Origin of the sequence: Roseburia sp. (genome assembly GCF_041325975.1) — a bacterium.
Classification (GTDB): Bacteria; Bacillota; Clostridia; order Lachnospirales; family Lachnospiraceae; genus Roseburia; species Roseburia rectibacter.
Window position 1 is genome coordinate 895,331 of record NZ_JBGLEJ010000004.1, and the last position, 16,161, is coordinate 911,491.

16 protein-coding genes are annotated in these 16,161 nt (G+C 43.3%); 3 read left to right on the top strand and 13 right to left on the bottom strand.

Going from position 1 to position 16,161, the window contains the following annotated elements; translation table 11 throughout:
• Nucleotides 1-49: 49 nt before the first annotated feature.
• From uxuA to ACDD58_RS07530, 6 genes are all read right to left on the bottom strand, one after another.
• A complete protein-coding gene (gene uxuA, locus ACDD58_RS07505) occupies nt 50-1,129 on the bottom strand; it encodes a mannonate dehydratase (protein ID WP_370777468.1) in 1,080 nt (359 codons plus the stop codon).
• A gap of 283 nt (nt 1,130-1,412) precedes the next feature.
• On the bottom strand, nt 1,413-2,279 hold the full coding sequence (locus ACDD58_RS07510) for a LysM domain-containing protein (protein ID WP_370776703.1): 867 nt from the start codon (nt 2,277-2,279) through the stop codon (nt 1,413-1,415).
• 119 nt (nt 2,280-2,398) lie between these two features.
• Nucleotides 2,399-3,091, bottom strand: coding sequence for an LrgB family protein (locus tag ACDD58_RS07515; protein ID WP_117920719.1), 693 nt, complete (start codon nt 3,089-3,091; stop codon nt 2,399-2,401).
• A complete protein-coding gene (locus ACDD58_RS07520) occupies nt 3,088-3,453 on the bottom strand; it encodes a CidA/LrgA family protein (protein ID WP_117920718.1) in 366 nt (121 codons plus the stop codon). Before ACDD58_RS07520 ends, ACDD58_RS07515 begins: the two co-directional genes overlap by 4 nt.
• 210 nt (nt 3,454-3,663) lie before the next feature.
• Nucleotides 3,664-4,320 (bottom strand): YkgJ family cysteine cluster protein, encoded by a 657-nt coding sequence (locus ACDD58_RS07525; protein WP_370776706.1) that lies wholly within the window; start codon nt 4,318-4,320, stop codon nt 3,664-3,666.
• Between the two features lie 103 nt (nt 4,321-4,423).
• Nucleotides 4,424-5,605, bottom strand: a complete 1,182-nt coding sequence (locus tag ACDD58_RS07530; protein WP_370776708.1) for an alpha/beta hydrolase — start codon at nt 5,603-5,605, stop codon at nt 4,424-4,426.
• 812 nt (nt 5,606-6,417) lie between these two features.
• Here ACDD58_RS07530 and trkA point away from each other — a divergent pair.
• The 3 genes from trkA to ACDD58_RS07545 all read left to right on the top strand — a co-directional run bounded on the left by trkA (nt 6,418) and on the right by ACDD58_RS07545 (nt 10,146).
• Nucleotides 6,418-7,776, top strand: coding sequence for a Trk system potassium transporter TrkA (gene trkA / locus ACDD58_RS07535; RefSeq protein WP_370776711.1), 1,359 nt, complete (start codon nt 6,418-6,420; stop codon nt 7,774-7,776).
• A gap of 6 nt (nt 7,777-7,782) precedes the next feature.
• Nucleotides 7,783-9,222: a TrkH family potassium uptake protein gene (locus ACDD58_RS07540; protein ID WP_117920714.1), complete on the top strand. Its 1,440-nt coding sequence runs from the start codon at nt 7,783-7,785 to the stop codon at nt 9,220-9,222.
• Nucleotides 9,223-9,285: 63 nt separating this feature from the next.
• Nucleotides 9,286-10,146: a class I SAM-dependent methyltransferase gene (locus tag ACDD58_RS07545; protein WP_370776712.1), complete on the top strand. Its 861-nt coding sequence runs from the start codon at nt 9,286-9,288 to the stop codon at nt 10,144-10,146.
• 91 nt (nt 10,147-10,237) lie between these two features.
• Here ACDD58_RS07545 and ACDD58_RS07550 read toward each other — a convergent pair whose 3' ends face one another.
• From ACDD58_RS07550 to pyrF, 7 genes are all read right to left on the bottom strand, one after another.
• Nucleotides 10,238-11,179 (bottom strand): magnesium transporter CorA family protein, encoded by a 942-nt coding sequence (locus ACDD58_RS07550; protein ID WP_186900054.1) that lies wholly within the window; start codon nt 11,177-11,179, stop codon nt 10,238-10,240.
• A 78-nt stretch (nt 11,180-11,257) separates the two neighbouring features.
• A complete protein-coding gene (locus ACDD58_RS07555; protein WP_241070863.1) occupies nt 11,258-11,758 on the bottom strand; it encodes a GNAT family N-acetyltransferase in 501 nt (166 codons plus the stop codon).
• Between the two features lie 128 nt (nt 11,759-11,886).
• Nucleotides 11,887-12,549 carry an HAD family hydrolase gene (locus ACDD58_RS07560; protein WP_370776716.1) on the bottom strand — a complete coding sequence of 221 codons (663 nt, stop codon included), beginning with the start codon at nt 12,547-12,549 and terminating at the stop codon, nt 11,887-11,889.
• Nucleotides 12,540-13,178: a thiamine phosphate synthase gene (thiE, locus tag ACDD58_RS07565; protein ID WP_370776718.1), complete on the bottom strand. Its 639-nt coding sequence runs from the start codon at nt 13,176-13,178 to the stop codon at nt 12,540-12,542. Before thiE ends, ACDD58_RS07560 begins: the two co-directional genes overlap by 10 nt.
• Nucleotides 13,165-13,992, bottom strand: coding sequence for a hydroxyethylthiazole kinase (thiM, locus tag ACDD58_RS07570; protein WP_370776720.1), 828 nt, complete (start codon nt 13,990-13,992; stop codon nt 13,165-13,167). Before thiM ends, thiE begins: the two co-directional genes overlap by 14 nt.
• Before the next feature lie 542 nt (nt 13,993-14,534).
• On the bottom strand, nt 14,535-15,263 hold the full coding sequence (locus ACDD58_RS07575; protein WP_117920707.1) for a TraX family protein: 729 nt from the start codon (nt 15,261-15,263) through the stop codon (nt 14,535-14,537).
• A gap of 83 nt (nt 15,264-15,346) precedes the next feature.
• Nucleotides 15,347-16,045 (bottom strand): orotidine-5'-phosphate decarboxylase, encoded by a 699-nt coding sequence (pyrF, locus tag ACDD58_RS07580; protein ID WP_117920785.1) that lies wholly within the window; start codon nt 16,043-16,045, stop codon nt 15,347-15,349.
• Between the last annotated feature and the right edge of the window lie 116 nt (nt 16,046-16,161).

Below are 16,161 nucleotides of genomic sequence, written 5' to 3' on the forward strand. Positions count from 1 at the left end.
AATACAAGGGACTGCCATACGGCAGTCCCTAATTATGCATATTTTATGCTTATTTATTTTCATCCAGCTTATCGAGCATATCCCACACGCCGAGCATATACATAATACCCAGTGCACGATCGTATAAGCCATAACCCGGACGGACATTGCCCGGCTTTTCATCCCAGAGGTGGCGTCCGTGATCCGGACGGATATAACCCTCAAATCCGCAGTCATGGTATGCTTTTAAAATGTCAAGGATTCCGGTATCACCATCACAGTCACGATGGGAAGCCTCCGAAAAATCTCCATTCGGAAAATGTTTTACATTGCGGATGTGCGCAAACGCAATGCGGTCACAACGCTTGCGGACAATATCTGCCACATTGTTTCCCGGGTCGGCATTCAAAGACCCTGAGCACAGTGTCAGACAGTTGTACGGGCTGTCAACCATCTTTAAGAAACGGTCAATATTTTCCTCGCAGGTCAGAAGACGTGGAAGTCCGAAAATATCCCATGGCGGATCATCCATGTGGATTGCCATTTTGATATCGCATTCTTTACAGGTCGGCATAAGCGCCTCAAGAAAATATTTTAAGTTTTCCCACAATACTTCTTTTGTCACCGGCTTGTAAGCTGCAAAAAGCTCGTCCAGTTTCTCCATACGTTCCGGCTCCCAGCCTGGAAATGTCATTCCATGTAAATTATTTAAAATATAGTCTGCCATTTCCTTCGGATCATCATGGATCTTGCTTGCTTCGTAATAAAGTGCTGTCGAACCATCTCCTACCGGATGAAATAAATCCGTGCGCGTCCAGTCAAAGATCGGCATAAAATTATAGCAGATAACCTTGACACCGAATTTGGAAAGGTTCTTAATTGTCTGGATATAGTTTTCAATATACTGGTCACGGCTCGGAAGTCCGATCTTGATATCATCATGTACATTGACTGATTCCACAACGTCCATATTAAAACCATATGGCTCAAGCTGTTTCTGCACTTCTGCAATCTCTTCTACTGTCCACACTTCTCCCGGCAGTTTATGATGCAGTGCCCACACGATGCTCGTCACACCCGGAATCTGTTTGATATCAGCAAGGCTGATCTTGTCATTGCCCTCGCCATACCAGCGGAAACCCATCTGCATTGGCATATCTTTTTCCCCCTTAATCTTGATAATTGCATTATAGCATGTACATTTTTTTACTGGCAATTCAAGTTAATTGCTGTTTTTATTGCAAATCTTGCGATTCCGTTACTTTTGGCATTTTTCGAATCGTCCGGAATACCCCTGTGTATTTCTGCTGTTCCACCATGCGGTCTGAAAACATACTCTACCGCATGGGGCTTTTTCTGCAGCTGTTCTATCTGCTTTAACGAATGAATGATCCGTTGAATTGCATTTAGCAGAAGGCTTCAATCTATACGTTTTATCTTGCCAGCAGTCCTCTCGCAAAGTAATCCGCCATCGCAAGTGCCTGCTGCTCTACGTCCCGAAACACATCAATGCTCTGCTCATACTCTCCATTGACCTGTTGCTCAATCTCCTCCCTGGTCAGATCCAGATGATTTAACAGCATATTTCTGGTTTCCCTGCTCTCAAAATACGGATTGTGACTGGCAAAAAGAGCTGCCATCTGATTGGCATTGCGGTACCACTCCTTCACCAGTGCATCATAGTCAGACATATTTTTTGCCTTCAATGCCTGAATGATCTGACCGCCGATTTCAATATGTTCGGTCAGAAGATTGCGGAGCTGTCTGGTCGTTGCGATCGGAAGATACCTTGCAAACACATCCGTGATCTCGTCTGCAGTCTCAAGCAGCCGTTCTTCCACCGCCTGCTGGTCTGCATTATCTGCGACTGCACTCATCAGATACATCCTGGTCCAGTAAACATGATTTAACCACGCAAGACGCATATCCTCGTTGAGACGGAGGATGGAATCCTCACGCTCCGATTCGGTCTCGTTGTTACTTCCCGGATTGCCTGTTCCTCCTCCCATGCTTCCGCCTCCCGGATTGCCTGTTCCTCCTCCCATGCTTCCGCCTCCCGGATTGCCTGTTCCTCCTCCCATGTTTCCGCCTCCCGGATTCTGCTGAGGCACATATCCCTCTCCCGGGCAGATAAAAAGCTGCATCCCGATCTGGAGATTATATGGATTGACTCCCGGATTTCCAAGAATCAGTTCCGTCACTGTCGTGTGATACTGTCTCGATAATTTATACAGGGAATCGCCTGCCTGTATCGTATGCACAATTTTGTTCTGACAATACATATCTTTATTTCCAACCATAACTTTTTCATATTATGATATGTAAATCGAAAAAAAATGTGAAATACCATCTCTGATATTTCACATTCTATATTCGGCTTAATATTAATAATCACCTTAATAAAATCACGGCATTATATTTACAACATCGTTGCAAAAATCGGTGCAGCGATTACCGTCAGAATACCTGCCACCGCAATGGAAAGACTGCTCATCGCGCCCTCGATTTCACCAAGTTCCAGTGCTTTCGCCGTTCCGAGTGCATGTGAAGATGATCCGATCGCAATTCCTTTTGCCACCGGTTCTTCGATCTTAAAAACCCGGCAGATTGTCTCTGCTAACACATTTCCGATGATACCGGTGATAATGATGACCGCAACCGTGATCGTGACATAACCGCCAAGTTCTTCCGAGATTCCCATTCCGATCGCCGTTGTGATCGATTTTGGAAGAAGCGTGACATACTGCGCATGGTCAAAATGGAATAACAGTGATAAGACCAGAACACAGATCACACTCGTCAGAACACCGGAAATCAATCCAGCAAAAATCGCGGCAACATTCTGTTTCAGCAGTTCAAACTGCTCATAAAGCGGGATTGCCAGACATACCGTTGCCGGAGTCAGAAGATAGCTTAAATATTTTGCGCCCTCGTTGTAACGCTCATACGGAATATGAAATGCAACTAAAAATACGATCACGGCAACGATCGATATCAGAAGCGGGTTAAATACCGCAAGTTTTAATTTCTTCTTTAAAAACACGCCAAGCTCATATGCAAGTACGCTGATCGCAACACCCAAAAATACGGAATCACATAAAAACTCTCTCATTGCTGTTCTCCTTTCTTTTTTCCTCTGCGCATGACAAACTGCGTCACATGACCGGATACGATCATAACCACGATCGTTGATACCACCATGATCACCACGATCTGTACACAGATCGGGCGCAGTGCATCCCACGCATCAATGAGTCCCGCACCGGCCGGAATAAACATAAGCGGCATGATCTCGATCATGAACTTTCCGGCATCTTTGACTGCTGCAAGCGGAAGAATCCTTGTTTCCAGTGCAATAAATAAAAGAACCAGACCATAGATGCTTGCCGGTACCGGAAACGGGAGTACATATTTTAACAGCTCTCCCAGAAAAGAAAACAACAAAATAATCATAAATTGTCTCAAGTACTTCATATTATATCCCCATTCTTGCGCTGCCATTCAGCACAAATCTTATATGTGAAAAATGTATTTTTCACACCATTATCCTCTTCTTCAGAGGCTTCTCTGAAATTTCAATTTTCAGCCGGATATTATCATAGCACTTTTTGTTAGAATATCAACCTTTTCTGTTACTAATTACCCACTTGTATTTTTAAAAAAACATCAGAATAACACAACATTTTATTCTGGCAGGAGCGAATGAAGCTGTTTTCTCCGCTCCCCCCATTCCTCATAAAAATCCCGCCTGCTATCGTATGGACGGAAAAAGAAAATCTGCAAAAACATCATACAGACTGTTTTCTTTTCTTCCTCTTTCGTCATACGGCTTAAATATTCCTGCATATTCTTTTTCAGACTATGCCACTCTGTCAAAAACTGCTGATACTGCTTTAACTGTGGCGTATCTAACCATTTTTCCACTTTGATCTTGGTTTTGCCGCGTTCACAGGCACCGCTCTGCAGAAAATAAGAAACACCCTGCTCCCCATAAATTCTTCCCAGCGGAAATAGTCTGCAGATGCCCGGACGGTATGCATGGATACTGCAACGCCCTGCATCATTTAAAAATACACACGTGCCCGTCTGCTCCTGCATTTTCAAATGTGGCACGATCAGACCATCTTCCACATGAAGTCCGACATAAGACTGCATCAGTCCCTCAAAGTCCATTCCAAGTTCTGTCTCTAATCTTTTGCAATCGTATGGATCAACTAAAACAGTATCCCCCATCTGCTCACAGCAGCTATGGCAGCCTGCACAGTCACTGCAGCCAACACGTACCATATCATGTACGCCGTATATTTTTCCATCTGAAATCTCATTGATATCCTGTAACATATACGATATTCCTCTCTTATGTTTTCTGCCCGGAATACACAGACTGATCTATACATTAGTTCAAAACACTGATTGATCTATACATTTAACTGAAATCCCTGTTTTACAAATTTTTATCGAAAAAAGCAAGCATATTTTCACTCCACATTTTTGCGGAAGTATGGTATCCAAGCCCGATTCCATGATCTCCGGTCGGATATACCTCACACAGATGCTTTGCACCTGCTTTTTCAAGTGCTTCATTTAAACGCACGGTATTGCTCGCCGGTACACAGCCGTCATCCGCATTTGCATAGGCATAGGTCATTGGATAATCCGGTGTGATATGGAACTCTACCGATAATTTTTCACGCAGTCCTGTTTCCTCATTGGTATTATAAAGATAACTTCCCTCGTGATATTCCGAAGTAAAACTGATAACAGGATACAAAAGTCCTATGGCATCCGGTCTGGCAGAAATTTTTCTGTATTGTTCTACCATATCAGCTTTCTGGAATTTTGCAAGGTTTTCCAGTACATTTTCCTTTAATTCCTCATGGAGCAGCGCTTCACTTGCACAGAGATGACCGCCTGCAGACGCACCCATGATCACGATCCGTTCCGGGTCTACCTGATATTCCGCTGCATGTGCCCGCACATACATAACTGCTCTTGCAAGATCCATCTGTGGCAGCGGATAATAGTTCGGACGAATCCGATAACATAAAACAAATGCCTTGTAGCCGCCATCACGCTCCATACGCTGTGCAGGCTGAAGTCCCTCATTATAAAAGGACACCATCTCGTAACCACCGCCGGGACAGAGAATTACCGCCGGCTTTAAGTCTGTTTTATTTTTTTTCTCCTCTGCGACCGCCGTGGATTCATAAGGAGGAATAGAATCGCTGCCTGCTGTATGCGCAAATGCTTCATTATCTACTGCTGGATCACCGGTAAATAACCAGACGCCTTCCTCTGTATTTAAATCCGACTGTGGAATACCATCTTCCCAGTGCGGCATCTTAACGCCTGCAGATGCGTCATCTGTTTCGCCCCAGAGCGGAATATATTTGAATTTCTTTGTCTCCGCTGTTTCTTTGATCAGATTCGCACACTCTAAAAAAGCATCCGCCAAAAACGGGGCTCCCCATTCCATTGTTTCTTCTTTTTCGATCTGCGCCATCGTATGATCTCTGTGTTCCAGCGGCACACGGTTTAAAAAACAGGTTGGAAATAAATTGCCGATCGCACGGCTGACTGGTTCTGTGTTTAAAATTTCATTCATGGTATTGTTTTTTGTAAACATGTATTTTCCCCTCTTTACACTATTTTTTCAATGCATCGATTCCTGTTTCACATATTATAATGTGTTCTCTGTATTTATCAAAACACTATTATTACGCAAAAATCCGATGATACTTTTAATATACATCAGATTTTTTATCCCCGGTACCGGAAAAACTGTATGATTTTTACATGGAGAATAAGTTGCACAACAAATGATGGTGTGTTTATGACATGAGTCTCCCGTCCAAATGGTATTTCGTAGGCTTGTGAGTGGCATCTTGCGCAAAGCCGGAGTAATTTTCTCCCAAAGTCACAGAATTAGCTTCGACTTTGTGCAAGATGCCAGACCAATAACACAAAATATTTTCAAATGTGTAGTTAATAAATATGGGCATAGTGGGATATATTGAGGTTTTGCCAGTGTTGTCAAACAAATAATAAATTATTGAATATAGTTATTTGGAAATATTTTTTTATCAGATTCAGACACAAAACACTAAAAATTTACGCACCTATTTCGCACTAAGCGCATACACATCCATGATATCTCCGCTAATGTTTCTAAATTTAGTAGCATTTCTGCACGCATATGGTATAATGTGCGTATGCAATGAGCAGTGCCAAACATGGAAATGACAAAAAAAGACTGCTTGCAGGCTCTTTTTTGTTATTTTTATGTTTGATAGGGCGAATGCCCGTCAGTCCGGAAAATCTTTGATTTTACGGACGTGCACTGCGGACTACAGTTTCACTTGAAACTAACAAAAAGACTGCTTGCAGACTATAGTTTCACATAATCCAGAATATTATCAATAGAGGAGTTATCATATCATGAAGATCATTATCGTAGGCTGTGGCAAGGTGGGCTACACGCTCGTAGAACAGCTTGGCAGCGAAGACCACGATATCGTAGTCATTGACGAGAAACCGGAAAAGGTTTCCGCCATCACAAATAATCTCGATGCGATGGGCATCGTAGGAAACGGAATCAACCACCAGACACTGATTGATGCCGGCATCACGACCGCCGATCTTCTGATTGCTGTGACCGGTGACGATGAGAAGAATCTTCTCTGCTGTGTGATCGCAAGAAAGACAGGTCACTGTCAGACGATCGCACGTGTGCGCAATCCTATATATAATAAGGAAATAGAATTTTTAAAAAAAGAATTCGGGCTTGCAATGATCATAAATCCAGAGCTTGCCGCTGCAAATGAAATCGCACGTATTTTCCAGTTTCCATCTGCGATCCGCGTGGATACATTTGCCAAAGGTCACGTGGAACTGCTGCATTTTAAAGTTACCAAAGGTTCCCCGCTTATCGCCTTAAAGTTGTTTAACCTGCATCAGACACTGCACAGTAATGTCTTAGTCTGTACTGTAATCCGTGGAGATGAAGTCATTATTCCAAATGGTGATTTTGAATTTCAGGAAAACGATGTGGTTGCGATAGCATCAGAACGCCGCAATGCGATCGACTTTTTCCGCAAGATCGGTATTGTAAAAAACCGTGTTGGAAATGCCATTCTTGCCGGTGGCGGTAAAGTATCCTTTTATCTGGCAAAAAGTCTGCTTGCTTCGGGTATCCGCGTGACGATCATTGAGATAGACCGTGAACGCTGCGATGTATTAAGTGAACTGCTGCCGCATGCCACTGTAATCTGCGGCGACGCAACCGATCAGAATCTCCTTTTGCAGGAAGGTCTTGAACATGCACAGGGTTTTGCAGCCTTAACAGGCTTAGACGAAGAGAACATCCTTCTCTCCCTCTATGCAAATGATGTCTCCAATGCCAAGACTGTAACAAAGATCAACCGGATCAATTTTCATTCCGTCATTAATGAGCTGAATCTTGGAAGCATTATTTATCCGCGTATTATTACCTCTGACTATATTTTAAAATATGTACGCTCAACTTATAATTCCAAGGACAGCAATGTGGAAACACTTTATAAATTAGCAAACGGTAAAGCAGAAGCATTAGAATTTATCATCAAGGCAGATTCCGCCGTTGCCGGCATCCCGCTTGCCGATCTGCATTTCCGCAAAAACACTCTGATCTGCTGTATTTACCGTAACGGCAAAGTCATCATCCCAAGTGGTCAGGATATCATGATGGCTGGTGACTCCGTTTTAGTCGTTCTTTCCGGTTATCGTATTTCCGATATCAAAGAGATTCTGGAGGAGTAGACGGCAATGAATTATTCGATCGTTTTATATATTTTAGGCTGTGTTTTGAAATTCGAAAGCGCGTTTTTAGTCCTTCCCGCATTGGTCGGGCTGATATACCAGGAAAAAGCCTCTGTCTCTTATCTTGCAGTTGCTGTTTTATGTCTGGTACTTGGTATGCTTCTGACACATAAAAAGCCTCATTCTACAAACCTTTACACCAGGGAGGGGTTTGTGACGGTTGCCTTAAGCTGGATCATCATGAGTATTTTTGGTGCTATTCCTTTTGTACTGACCGGAGATATTCCATTTTATGTAGATGCACTGTTTGAGACGATTTCCGGTTTTACCACAACAGGTTCAAGCATCCTGTCCGATGTGGAGAGTATATCAAAAGCCAGCCTGTTCTGGCGCAGTTTTTCACACTGGATCGGCGGTATGGGAGTATTTGTTTTTATCATGGCGATTCTCCCTCTGATGGGCGGTTCTTCGATGAACCTCATGAAAGCCGAAAGCCCTGGTCCTTCTGTAAGTAAACTGGTTCCACATGTGAAAGACACTGCAAAAATCCTCTACGGTATTTATATTGCCATCACGATCTGTGAAGCAACGATCCTGCGGGCGCTTGGCATGCCCCTATTCGATTCGCTGACTACTACATTTGGTACCGTAGGCACTGGTGGATTTGGAATAAAAAATGACAGTATTGCCAGCTATTCCCCTGCAATACAGATTACGATCACCGTATTTATGATTTTAAGCGGCATCAACTACACTGCGTATTTTTATATTCTGACAGGCAAATTAAAAGACTTCTTTAAAATAGAAGAAGTCCGCTGGTACCTTGCCATTATACTTGGATCGGTGTGTATTATTACCTGGAATATCCGTTCGTTTTACCCAACGTTAGGTGACACTGTGCGTCATGCTTTTTTCCAGGTCGGCTCCATTATCACAACAACCGGATATGCGACTACAGACTTTGATCTCTGGCCGGCTTTATCAAAAACTTTGCTGGTTACACTAATGTTTATCGGTGCCTGTGCCGGCAGTACAAGCGGTGGTATTAAGGTGTCCCGTATCCTGATCTTATTAAAAACGATCCGTAAGGAGCTTTCCCTGATCATCCATCCGCGTCAGGTGAAAAAAATCCGTATGGACGGACACCCGGTCGATCATGAGACTTTACGTTCTGCAAATGTTTTTCTGGTCGTTTATTTTGTACTGCTGTTAACTTCCATGCTTCTTATCAGTGTGGATGAATTTGACTTCACAACAAATTTTACTTCCGTTGTCACAATGTTAAACAATATCGGTCCTGGCTTAAATCTGGTCGGTCCGACACAGAATTTTTCAATTTTCTCTCCGTTTTCCAAGTTTATCCTGATGTTTGACATGCTTGCCGGAAGACTCGAACTGTTTCCGATGATGATTCTTCTGATGCCGTCAACCTGGAAACGTAAATAATAGAATACGCTTCGCGAATATTCTATTGTCATGAATAGTAGAATGATTATGAAAGGATTTTTTATGTGGATTGCAAATAACTGGAAAGATTATGAAGTAATAGACTGCTCCTGTGGTGAAAAATTAGAACGATGGGGCAATTATACACTTGTGCGTCCTGACCCACAGGTCATCTGGGACACACCAAAAAAAGAAAAAGGCTGGAAACATATGAATGCCCACTACCACCGCAGTAAAAAAGGCGGTGGCGAATGGGAGTTTTTTGATCTGCCGGAACAGTGGAGTATTCGTTATGGATCTTTAACATTCCAACTGAAACCATTCAGCTTTAAGCACACCGGACTTTTTCCGGAACAGGCAGTAAACTGGGACTGGTTTTCAGATAAGATCCGCTCTGCAAAACGTCCGGTCAAGGTCTTAAACCTTTTTGCCTACACCGGCGGTGCAACACTTGCAGCAGCCGCAGCCGGAGCTTCTGTCACACATGTGGATGCCTCAAAAGGTATGGTTACCTGGGCAAAAGAAAATGCTGCATTCTCCGGTCTTTCGGACGCACCGATCCGCTGGATCGTAGATGACTGTGTGAAATTCGTAGAACGTGAGATCCGCCGTGGCAATCACTATGATGCGATCATTATGGACCCGCCATCCTACGGCAGAGGTCCTAAGGGTGAGATCTGGAAGATCGAGGAATCTGTGTATCCGCTGATCAAGCTCTGTGCACAGTTACTGACAGATACGCCATTGTTCTTTCTGGTAAACTCTTACACTACCGGACTTCAGCCAGCAGTGCTGCGTTATATGATCGCAACTGCATTAGAAAAATATGACGGAACCGTCACCGCAGATGAGATCGGTCTGCCGGTATCCTCCAATGGACTGGTGCTGCCTTGTGGCGCAAGCGGACGCTTTGAAGGAAACTAAAGACTGTCTGGATTTTACTTTTCAGCATAATGTTCTCCAAAAAAGGAGTTCTGCATCAACCAAAATTGTTGTTGCAGAACTCCTTAATATTTTACAGCATCTTCTTCTTCCGAAGCACCAGCATTGTGACTAAACAGATCAGCAGTGTCAGAACACAGATGATCAAAAATCCATGCGGTGTATTTGCAAACGGCATCCATTTTTCATTGACGTTCATTCCGTAAATACCGGATATAACGGTCGGAATCGCCATAACGATCGTGATGGATGTCAGATATTTCATAACGTTGTTCAATCGGTTGTCGATCACAGATGACATCAGTTCCCTGGTACCATTGATGATATCACGGTAAATCGATGTCATCTCGATTGCCTGCCGGTTTTCGACGATCACATCTCCTAACAGTTCCTTATCCTCCGGGTACTGCTCTAATCGTTTATATCTGGTCAACCGGTCTAAGACAACGCCGTTGGCACGCAGGGACGTTGCAAAGTAGACCAATGTAGACTCTAATTCATGAAGATCGATCAGATCGATATCTTCTGTATTTTTTCCGATCCGTTCCTCAATCTCTGTTCTTTTCTTATCAATCACGCGTAGATTCATCTGGTAATTTGTCGCCGTACGGAATAATATCTGATATACAAAACGCAGTTTTTTCTTTGTGCTGAACTCTTTCACACGGTTGTTTACAAAATTCTGCAGCACCGGTGTATCATCCGTACAGACCGTCACGATCACATCCTGTGTTAAAATGATACCTAACGGGATTGTCGTATAACTCTGTTTTTCATGACGTATCTCAACGGTTGGGATATCGACTAAGATCAGTGTATAACCATCCTGAAGTTCGATACGGGAACTCTCCTCTTCATCGAGTGCGGCCTGGATGTCCTCAATATCTACATTCAATACTTCTGCGATCTCGGCACATTCCTGATGCGTCGGCTGGAGCATCTGCACCCATACGCCATCACCGATTTTTTCCTCCTCATGAATCCTCTGGTTATCTGTCTTAAAATATCTTATCATGGCATTTTCCTCAATTTCCCGGGATACTGCCATGTATTATGCCAGATTTTTGCACACTACATCTTTCCGGGAATCTTTCTATTCAATTTCTCTGTCATAAATGATCTGATATGCGTTTAAGCCCAGTTTTTTCCCAAACTTAACGCCTGCCTGTCTGATCTGACCACAGTAAGAAAAACCAAAACGTTCATGCAGATGGATACTGACTTCATTTTCACTTGTGATCAGTGAAATAACCGTTCCGATCTGCGGACATTCTTTTGCATATTGCAATGTTTTCTCCATAAGACTGCAGCCAATGCCACGCCCTCGATAACCCGCATGAATATAGATAGAGATCTCAACTGCAGGGTCAAAAGCCTTCCTTTCCCTGTAACGTGAAAGAGAGGCATAACCCGCGACTGTTCCTGCCTCTTCATATACAAAGATCACATATTGTCCCGTGTGCGCATGGAACCATGCCAGACGATCCTCATAATCCTTGACTTCCGTATCAAATGTTGCTGTTGTATGTAAAATGGCATCGTTATAAATATCCATCAATGCCGGAATGTCTTTTAACTCTGCTCTGCGAATCATAATAATCCTCATTCCTGCATGTGAAAATCTTATTTTCACACTATACCTCAATATTATCTATCATAGCATAGTTTTTTATACGACGCCATGTAAAATTTGTAAATTCCATGTAAATGAAACTTTTTATGTTACCGTTGCAGACTTTCCACAGCACTCACAAATCCTTCCAGATAAATATCTGCCTGCTCCTTTATCTTTCCCTGCTCTTTTCTGCTCGCATCATCATAAACCCCGACTGTCACAAATCCTGCTTTCTTTGCCGTCTCGATCGCATACAGTGCATCCTCAAACACCAGCGTATTTTTCGGCTCTGTCCCAAGAATATCAGCCGCTGCATAATATATATCCGGAGCCACTTTTCCCTTGCCAACTTCCGTACATGTGAATATCTGTTCAAAATAGGAAAACAGTCCGGTACGTTTCAATGCTGCTTCCACCATAGGACGGTCAGTCGAAGTTGCCACCGCCATCTTTATCCCATTTACCTGCAAAGTGTCTAACAGCTCTCTTACACCTTCTTTGGGCTGCACCTCTTTTTCATATGCAGTATAGACAATGTTATTCACGCCCGCCACAATCTCATCAACTGACTCTGCGAGATGATAATTTTCTTTCACATATTCTGCGCCCTTTTGCATGCTCATGGAAAATAAGATATCCGAAAGTCTTTCCCTTACCTTGATTCCTTTGTTCTGCAGATAGCGCTCACTCGCATGTTCCCATACCGGCATGGAATCAAGCAGTGTTCCATCCATATCAAAGATTGCCCCCTGTATGTTCCTTATCTGCATATTTCTTCCGACAGCCCCCTCAGTTCCTTTGATGCCGCACGGATATCTTTCTGTGCAAAAATAGCGCTGATCACTGCCACTCCGTCAATCCCCGTGCCCTTTAACTGTAAAATATTATCCCGGCTGATCCCTCCGATCGCAACTACCGGGATCTGCACTGCTGCACAGATTTCTTTTAGCACTTCATGGTCTAATGTTCCGACATCTTTCTTGGTTCCGCTTCCAAACACTGCCCCGGAACCAAGGTAAGTTGCCCCGCATTTTTCAGCGCGCAGTGCTTCTTCCACCGAGTGTGCCGAAACACCGATGATCTTATCTGCGCCAAGCCGCCTGCGTACTTCCCCGGCTTCCATATCATCCTGGCCAACATGCACGCCGTCCGCATCGATCTCTAATGCAAGATCTACATTATCATTGATGATAAATGGAACCTGATACTCCCTGCACAGTTTTTGTATTTCTCTTGCTTCCTCTAAGAATGCCTGTTCTGAAAGATTTTTCTCACGAAGCTGTAAAAAAGAAACTCCACCCTCCAATGCCTGTCTGACCTGCTCATACAAGGTCTGGCCATTTAACCAGGTTCGATCCGTTACCCCATATAATAATAACTGCTTTTTATCGAATCTCATAACGTGCTCCTCTCTCTAACATATCTCCATCCATACATGACACTGCATCCATCAGGCTCACACGGTAAGTCCCACTGCCTGACTGCCCGCTTTTTTCCGCCGCAAGCTCCCCTGCATATCCCATCATACACACTGCTGCCGCTGCCGCCTGTAACTTATCCTCTGGATTTGCTGCAAGGAAAGCCGTTAAAATACCAGAAAGCTGGCACCCGGCTCCGGTGATCCGGCTCATCTGTGGATTGCCGTTTCTTATCACATAACATTTACTGCCATCCGTTACAAGGTCAATAGCTCCGGTAATCACAATGATCGTTTTCAACTGTTGTGACAGCATCTTTGCCGCTGCGATATTCTGTGCTAAATTTTCTTCTGTCACTCTGTCTGTATTGTCTGCATCCACGCCTTTTCCGCTATTTTCTTCTGATTCACATAATGATGCCAGCACCCTGATCTCAGAAATATTTCCACGGACCGCATCAAAATGTATTTCTTTTAACAGTTGTTCTGCTGCCTGTCTGCGAAAACTGCTTGCCCCCACTCCAACCGGGTCTAACACCACCACATGCTTCCGTTTATTTGCCATCTTCCCCGCTTTTAACATAGTCTGAATTTTCTTTTGATTTGGCGTTCCAAGGTTTAAATTAAGTCCCATGCATTGTGCCGTAATCTCCTCTGCCTCTGCTTCCTCGTCTGCCATGATAGGACTTGCTCCGCATGCCAAAAGAACATTTGCGACATCATTTGCCGTCACATAGTTTGTTATATTATGAATTAACGGCGCTATACGCCGCACATTATCAAGATACTTTTTCATAAATCTTTCTGCTCCATACTGTTTACTTCTATGCACATTATATCATGCGCAAAAGCAGCACATGATCGTGATCTACACTCGCTTCGCTCGACAGTCTTATTATATCATAAATACTTCAAACTGCAGTGCACGTCCGAAAAATCAGAGATTTTCCGGACTGACGGGCATTCGCCCTATCAAACATAAAAATAACAAAAAAGCGCCTGCAAGCAGTCTTTTTTGTCATTTCCATGTTTGGCACTGCTCATTGCTTATGCACATTATACCCTATTTCTGCCCTCCCGCATATGTGACTTTATAATTTTCTTATCTGTTTTTAAGATTTCCTTCATTTTCCAGTCAAGAAATGGTCACAATTATCCCGTATCATTAATAACATCAAAAGGAGCTGTTGAGTTTCGACTCGGGGGTTGGGGTTCTGTCAGTTCCGTCAAAAAACAATCCTGCCAGATATTCCGGCAGGTTTACATATAAAGAGGACTTTAGAAAACATCCCCTCCGTTTTCTAAAGTCCTTTTCTATGAATCCTTATATTAAAATTTTCAGATTGCAGATACAGCACCATATCCCATTTTATATACGATAAAATACAAGATCAGCAGATGTACCGGATAAAATGCGTAAAAGAAATATTTCATGCCAAAACCACGTTTTCCATTATAGAAATAGATCGGAATAAATGCAAATACTGCCGCCCATTCCCACCAGACAAACGCCAGACATCCAAATACGACCTGCTGCATCCTGCTTCTTCGAAACAGATAAAACACCATGATACAAAGCACTCCAAGCGCACCATAATCCGTCGATAAAAACTCTGCTGCGAACATCCCGACGAGGATTGCAAGTGTGGAAAGTCCTGTCCTTTTCCAGACGCTAAAACGACTCTGTTTCATCACAGAATCATATGCCATCATGGTAAGCAGACCAAGCAGCAATGTAAAAAACACATTCTGATATCCGACTTCTAAAATTTTTCCGTTAAATGCAAGATCAAACGGTATTTCGGATATTGCAGCAAAACACCCTAGACGCAGCGCATATTTTTCCCGGTCTCTCGTGTGCATAAATCCTTCCACCAGAAGGAAGCAGAAAATCGGGAACGCAATTCTTCCGATATTCCGCATCACACGGTATAACTGATACAGGCTGTCATTATAGCCTCCGAATTTTAATACACGAATGATCACAGTCGCTGCAATATGGTCAATAAGCATTGTGGCGATCGCGATCATCTTTAATGCACTTCCACTGAGTCCTTTTCTTTCCATGAAATCCCCTATCTGTTCCAATCCTCTCTTTTAACCGAAAAAAGAGAAAGACCGTTCATCTTTCTCTTTTTCCTGTTTTTCATCTAGCCTACAAATTCTTCTACACATCTGCGGTATGCAGCTACCGGATCATCTGCCTGTGTGATCGGTCTTCCGACTACGATATAGTCAGATCCAAGCTCTTTTGCTTTCGCCGGCGTTGTCACACGCTTCTGATCACCGACATCGCCGTCCGCAAAACGTACTCCCGGTGTGATGGTAAGGAATTTGTCTCCACATACTTCATGTACTTTTCCGGCTTCCAATGGAGAACATACCACACCGTCTAATCCTGCTTCCATTGTATTTTTTGCATAATGCATAACCGTCTGGTCGATCGGTTTTTCGATCCACAGTTCCTGCTGCATTACCTCTTCACTGGTGGAAGTAAGCTGTGTGACTGCGATCAGAAGTGGTCTCGTTCCATCCTCTCTCGTAAGTCCCTCGATAGCAGCCTGCATCATCGCTTTAGTGCCTGCCGCATGTACATTACACATGTCTACATCCAGTCCCGATAATACAGACATTGCTTTTTTTACGGTATTTGGAATATCATGTAATTTCAGGTCAAGAAAAATCTTGTGCCCCATCTGTTTGATCGTACGGACAATCTCCGGTCCCTCTGCGTAAAATAACTCCATACCAATCTTTACAAAAGGTTTTTCCTCTTTAAATTTTCCAAGAAAACTGATCACTTCTTCTTTGCTGTTAAAATCACACGCAATAATAACGTCTCTTCCCATCTCTTCCTCCTGTTTCATCCCATCCGGTTTGTTTTTCAATTCTCAAATGCAATAGATTGCACGCTTTGATGCAACCCCATTGTCATGAATTATACCTGTATGGAATGTGTTTTGCA

Coding starts and splice junctions, on each gene's coding strand:
- ACDD58_RS07540 (WP_117920714.1), top strand. CDS start 7,783: ATGAATTATTCGATCGTTTTATATATTTTAGGCTGTGTTTTGAAATTC.
- ACDD58_RS07545 (WP_370776712.1), top strand. CDS start 9,286: ATGTGGATTGCAAATAACTGGAAAGATTATGAAGTAATAGACTGCTCC.
- ACDD58_RS07515 (WP_117920719.1), bottom strand. CDS start 3,091: ATGAGAGAGTTTTTATGTGATTCCGTATTTTTGGGTGTTGCGATCAGC.
- ACDD58_RS07525 (WP_370776706.1), bottom strand. CDS start 4,320: ATGTTACAGGATATCAATGAGATTTCAGATGGAAAAATATACGGCGTA.
- ACDD58_RS07520 (WP_117920718.1), bottom strand. CDS start 3,453: ATGAAGTACTTGAGACAATTTATGATTATTTTGTTGTTTTCTTTTCTG.
- ACDD58_RS07510 (WP_370776703.1), bottom strand. CDS start 2,279: ATGGTTGGAAATAAAGATATGTATTGTCAGAACAAAATTGTGCATACG.
- trkA (WP_370776711.1), top strand. CDS start 6,418: ATGAAGATCATTATCGTAGGCTGTGGCAAGGTGGGCTACACGCTCGTA.
- thiM (WP_370776720.1), bottom strand. CDS start 13,992: ATGAAAAAGTATCTTGATAATGTGCGGCGTATAGCGCCGTTAATTCAT.
- ACDD58_RS07550 (WP_186900054.1), bottom strand. CDS start 11,179: ATGATAAGATATTTTAAGACAGATAACCAGAGGATTCATGAGGAGGAA.
- ACDD58_RS07530 (WP_370776708.1), bottom strand. CDS start 5,605: ATGTTTACAAAAAACAATACCATGAATGAAATTTTAAACACAGAACCA.
- ACDD58_RS07560 (WP_370776716.1), bottom strand. CDS start 12,549: ATGCAGATAAGGAACATACAGGGGGCAATCTTTGATATGGATGGAACA.
- pyrF (WP_117920785.1), bottom strand. CDS start 16,045: ATGGGAAGAGACGTTATTATTGCGTGTGATTTTAACAGCAAAGAAGAA.
- thiE (WP_370776718.1), bottom strand. CDS start 13,178: ATGAGATTCGATAAAAAGCAGTTATTATTATATGGGGTAACGGATCGA.
- ACDD58_RS07575 (WP_117920707.1), bottom strand. CDS start 15,263: ATGGAAAGAAAAGGACTCAGTGGAAGTGCATTAAAGATGATCGCGATC.
- ACDD58_RS07555 (WP_241070863.1), bottom strand. CDS start 11,758: ATGATTCGCAGAGCAGAGTTAAAAGACATTCCGGCATTGATGGATATT.
- uxuA (WP_370777468.1), bottom strand. CDS start 1,129: ATGCAGATGGGTTTCCGCTGGTATGGCGAGGGCAATGACAAGATCAGC.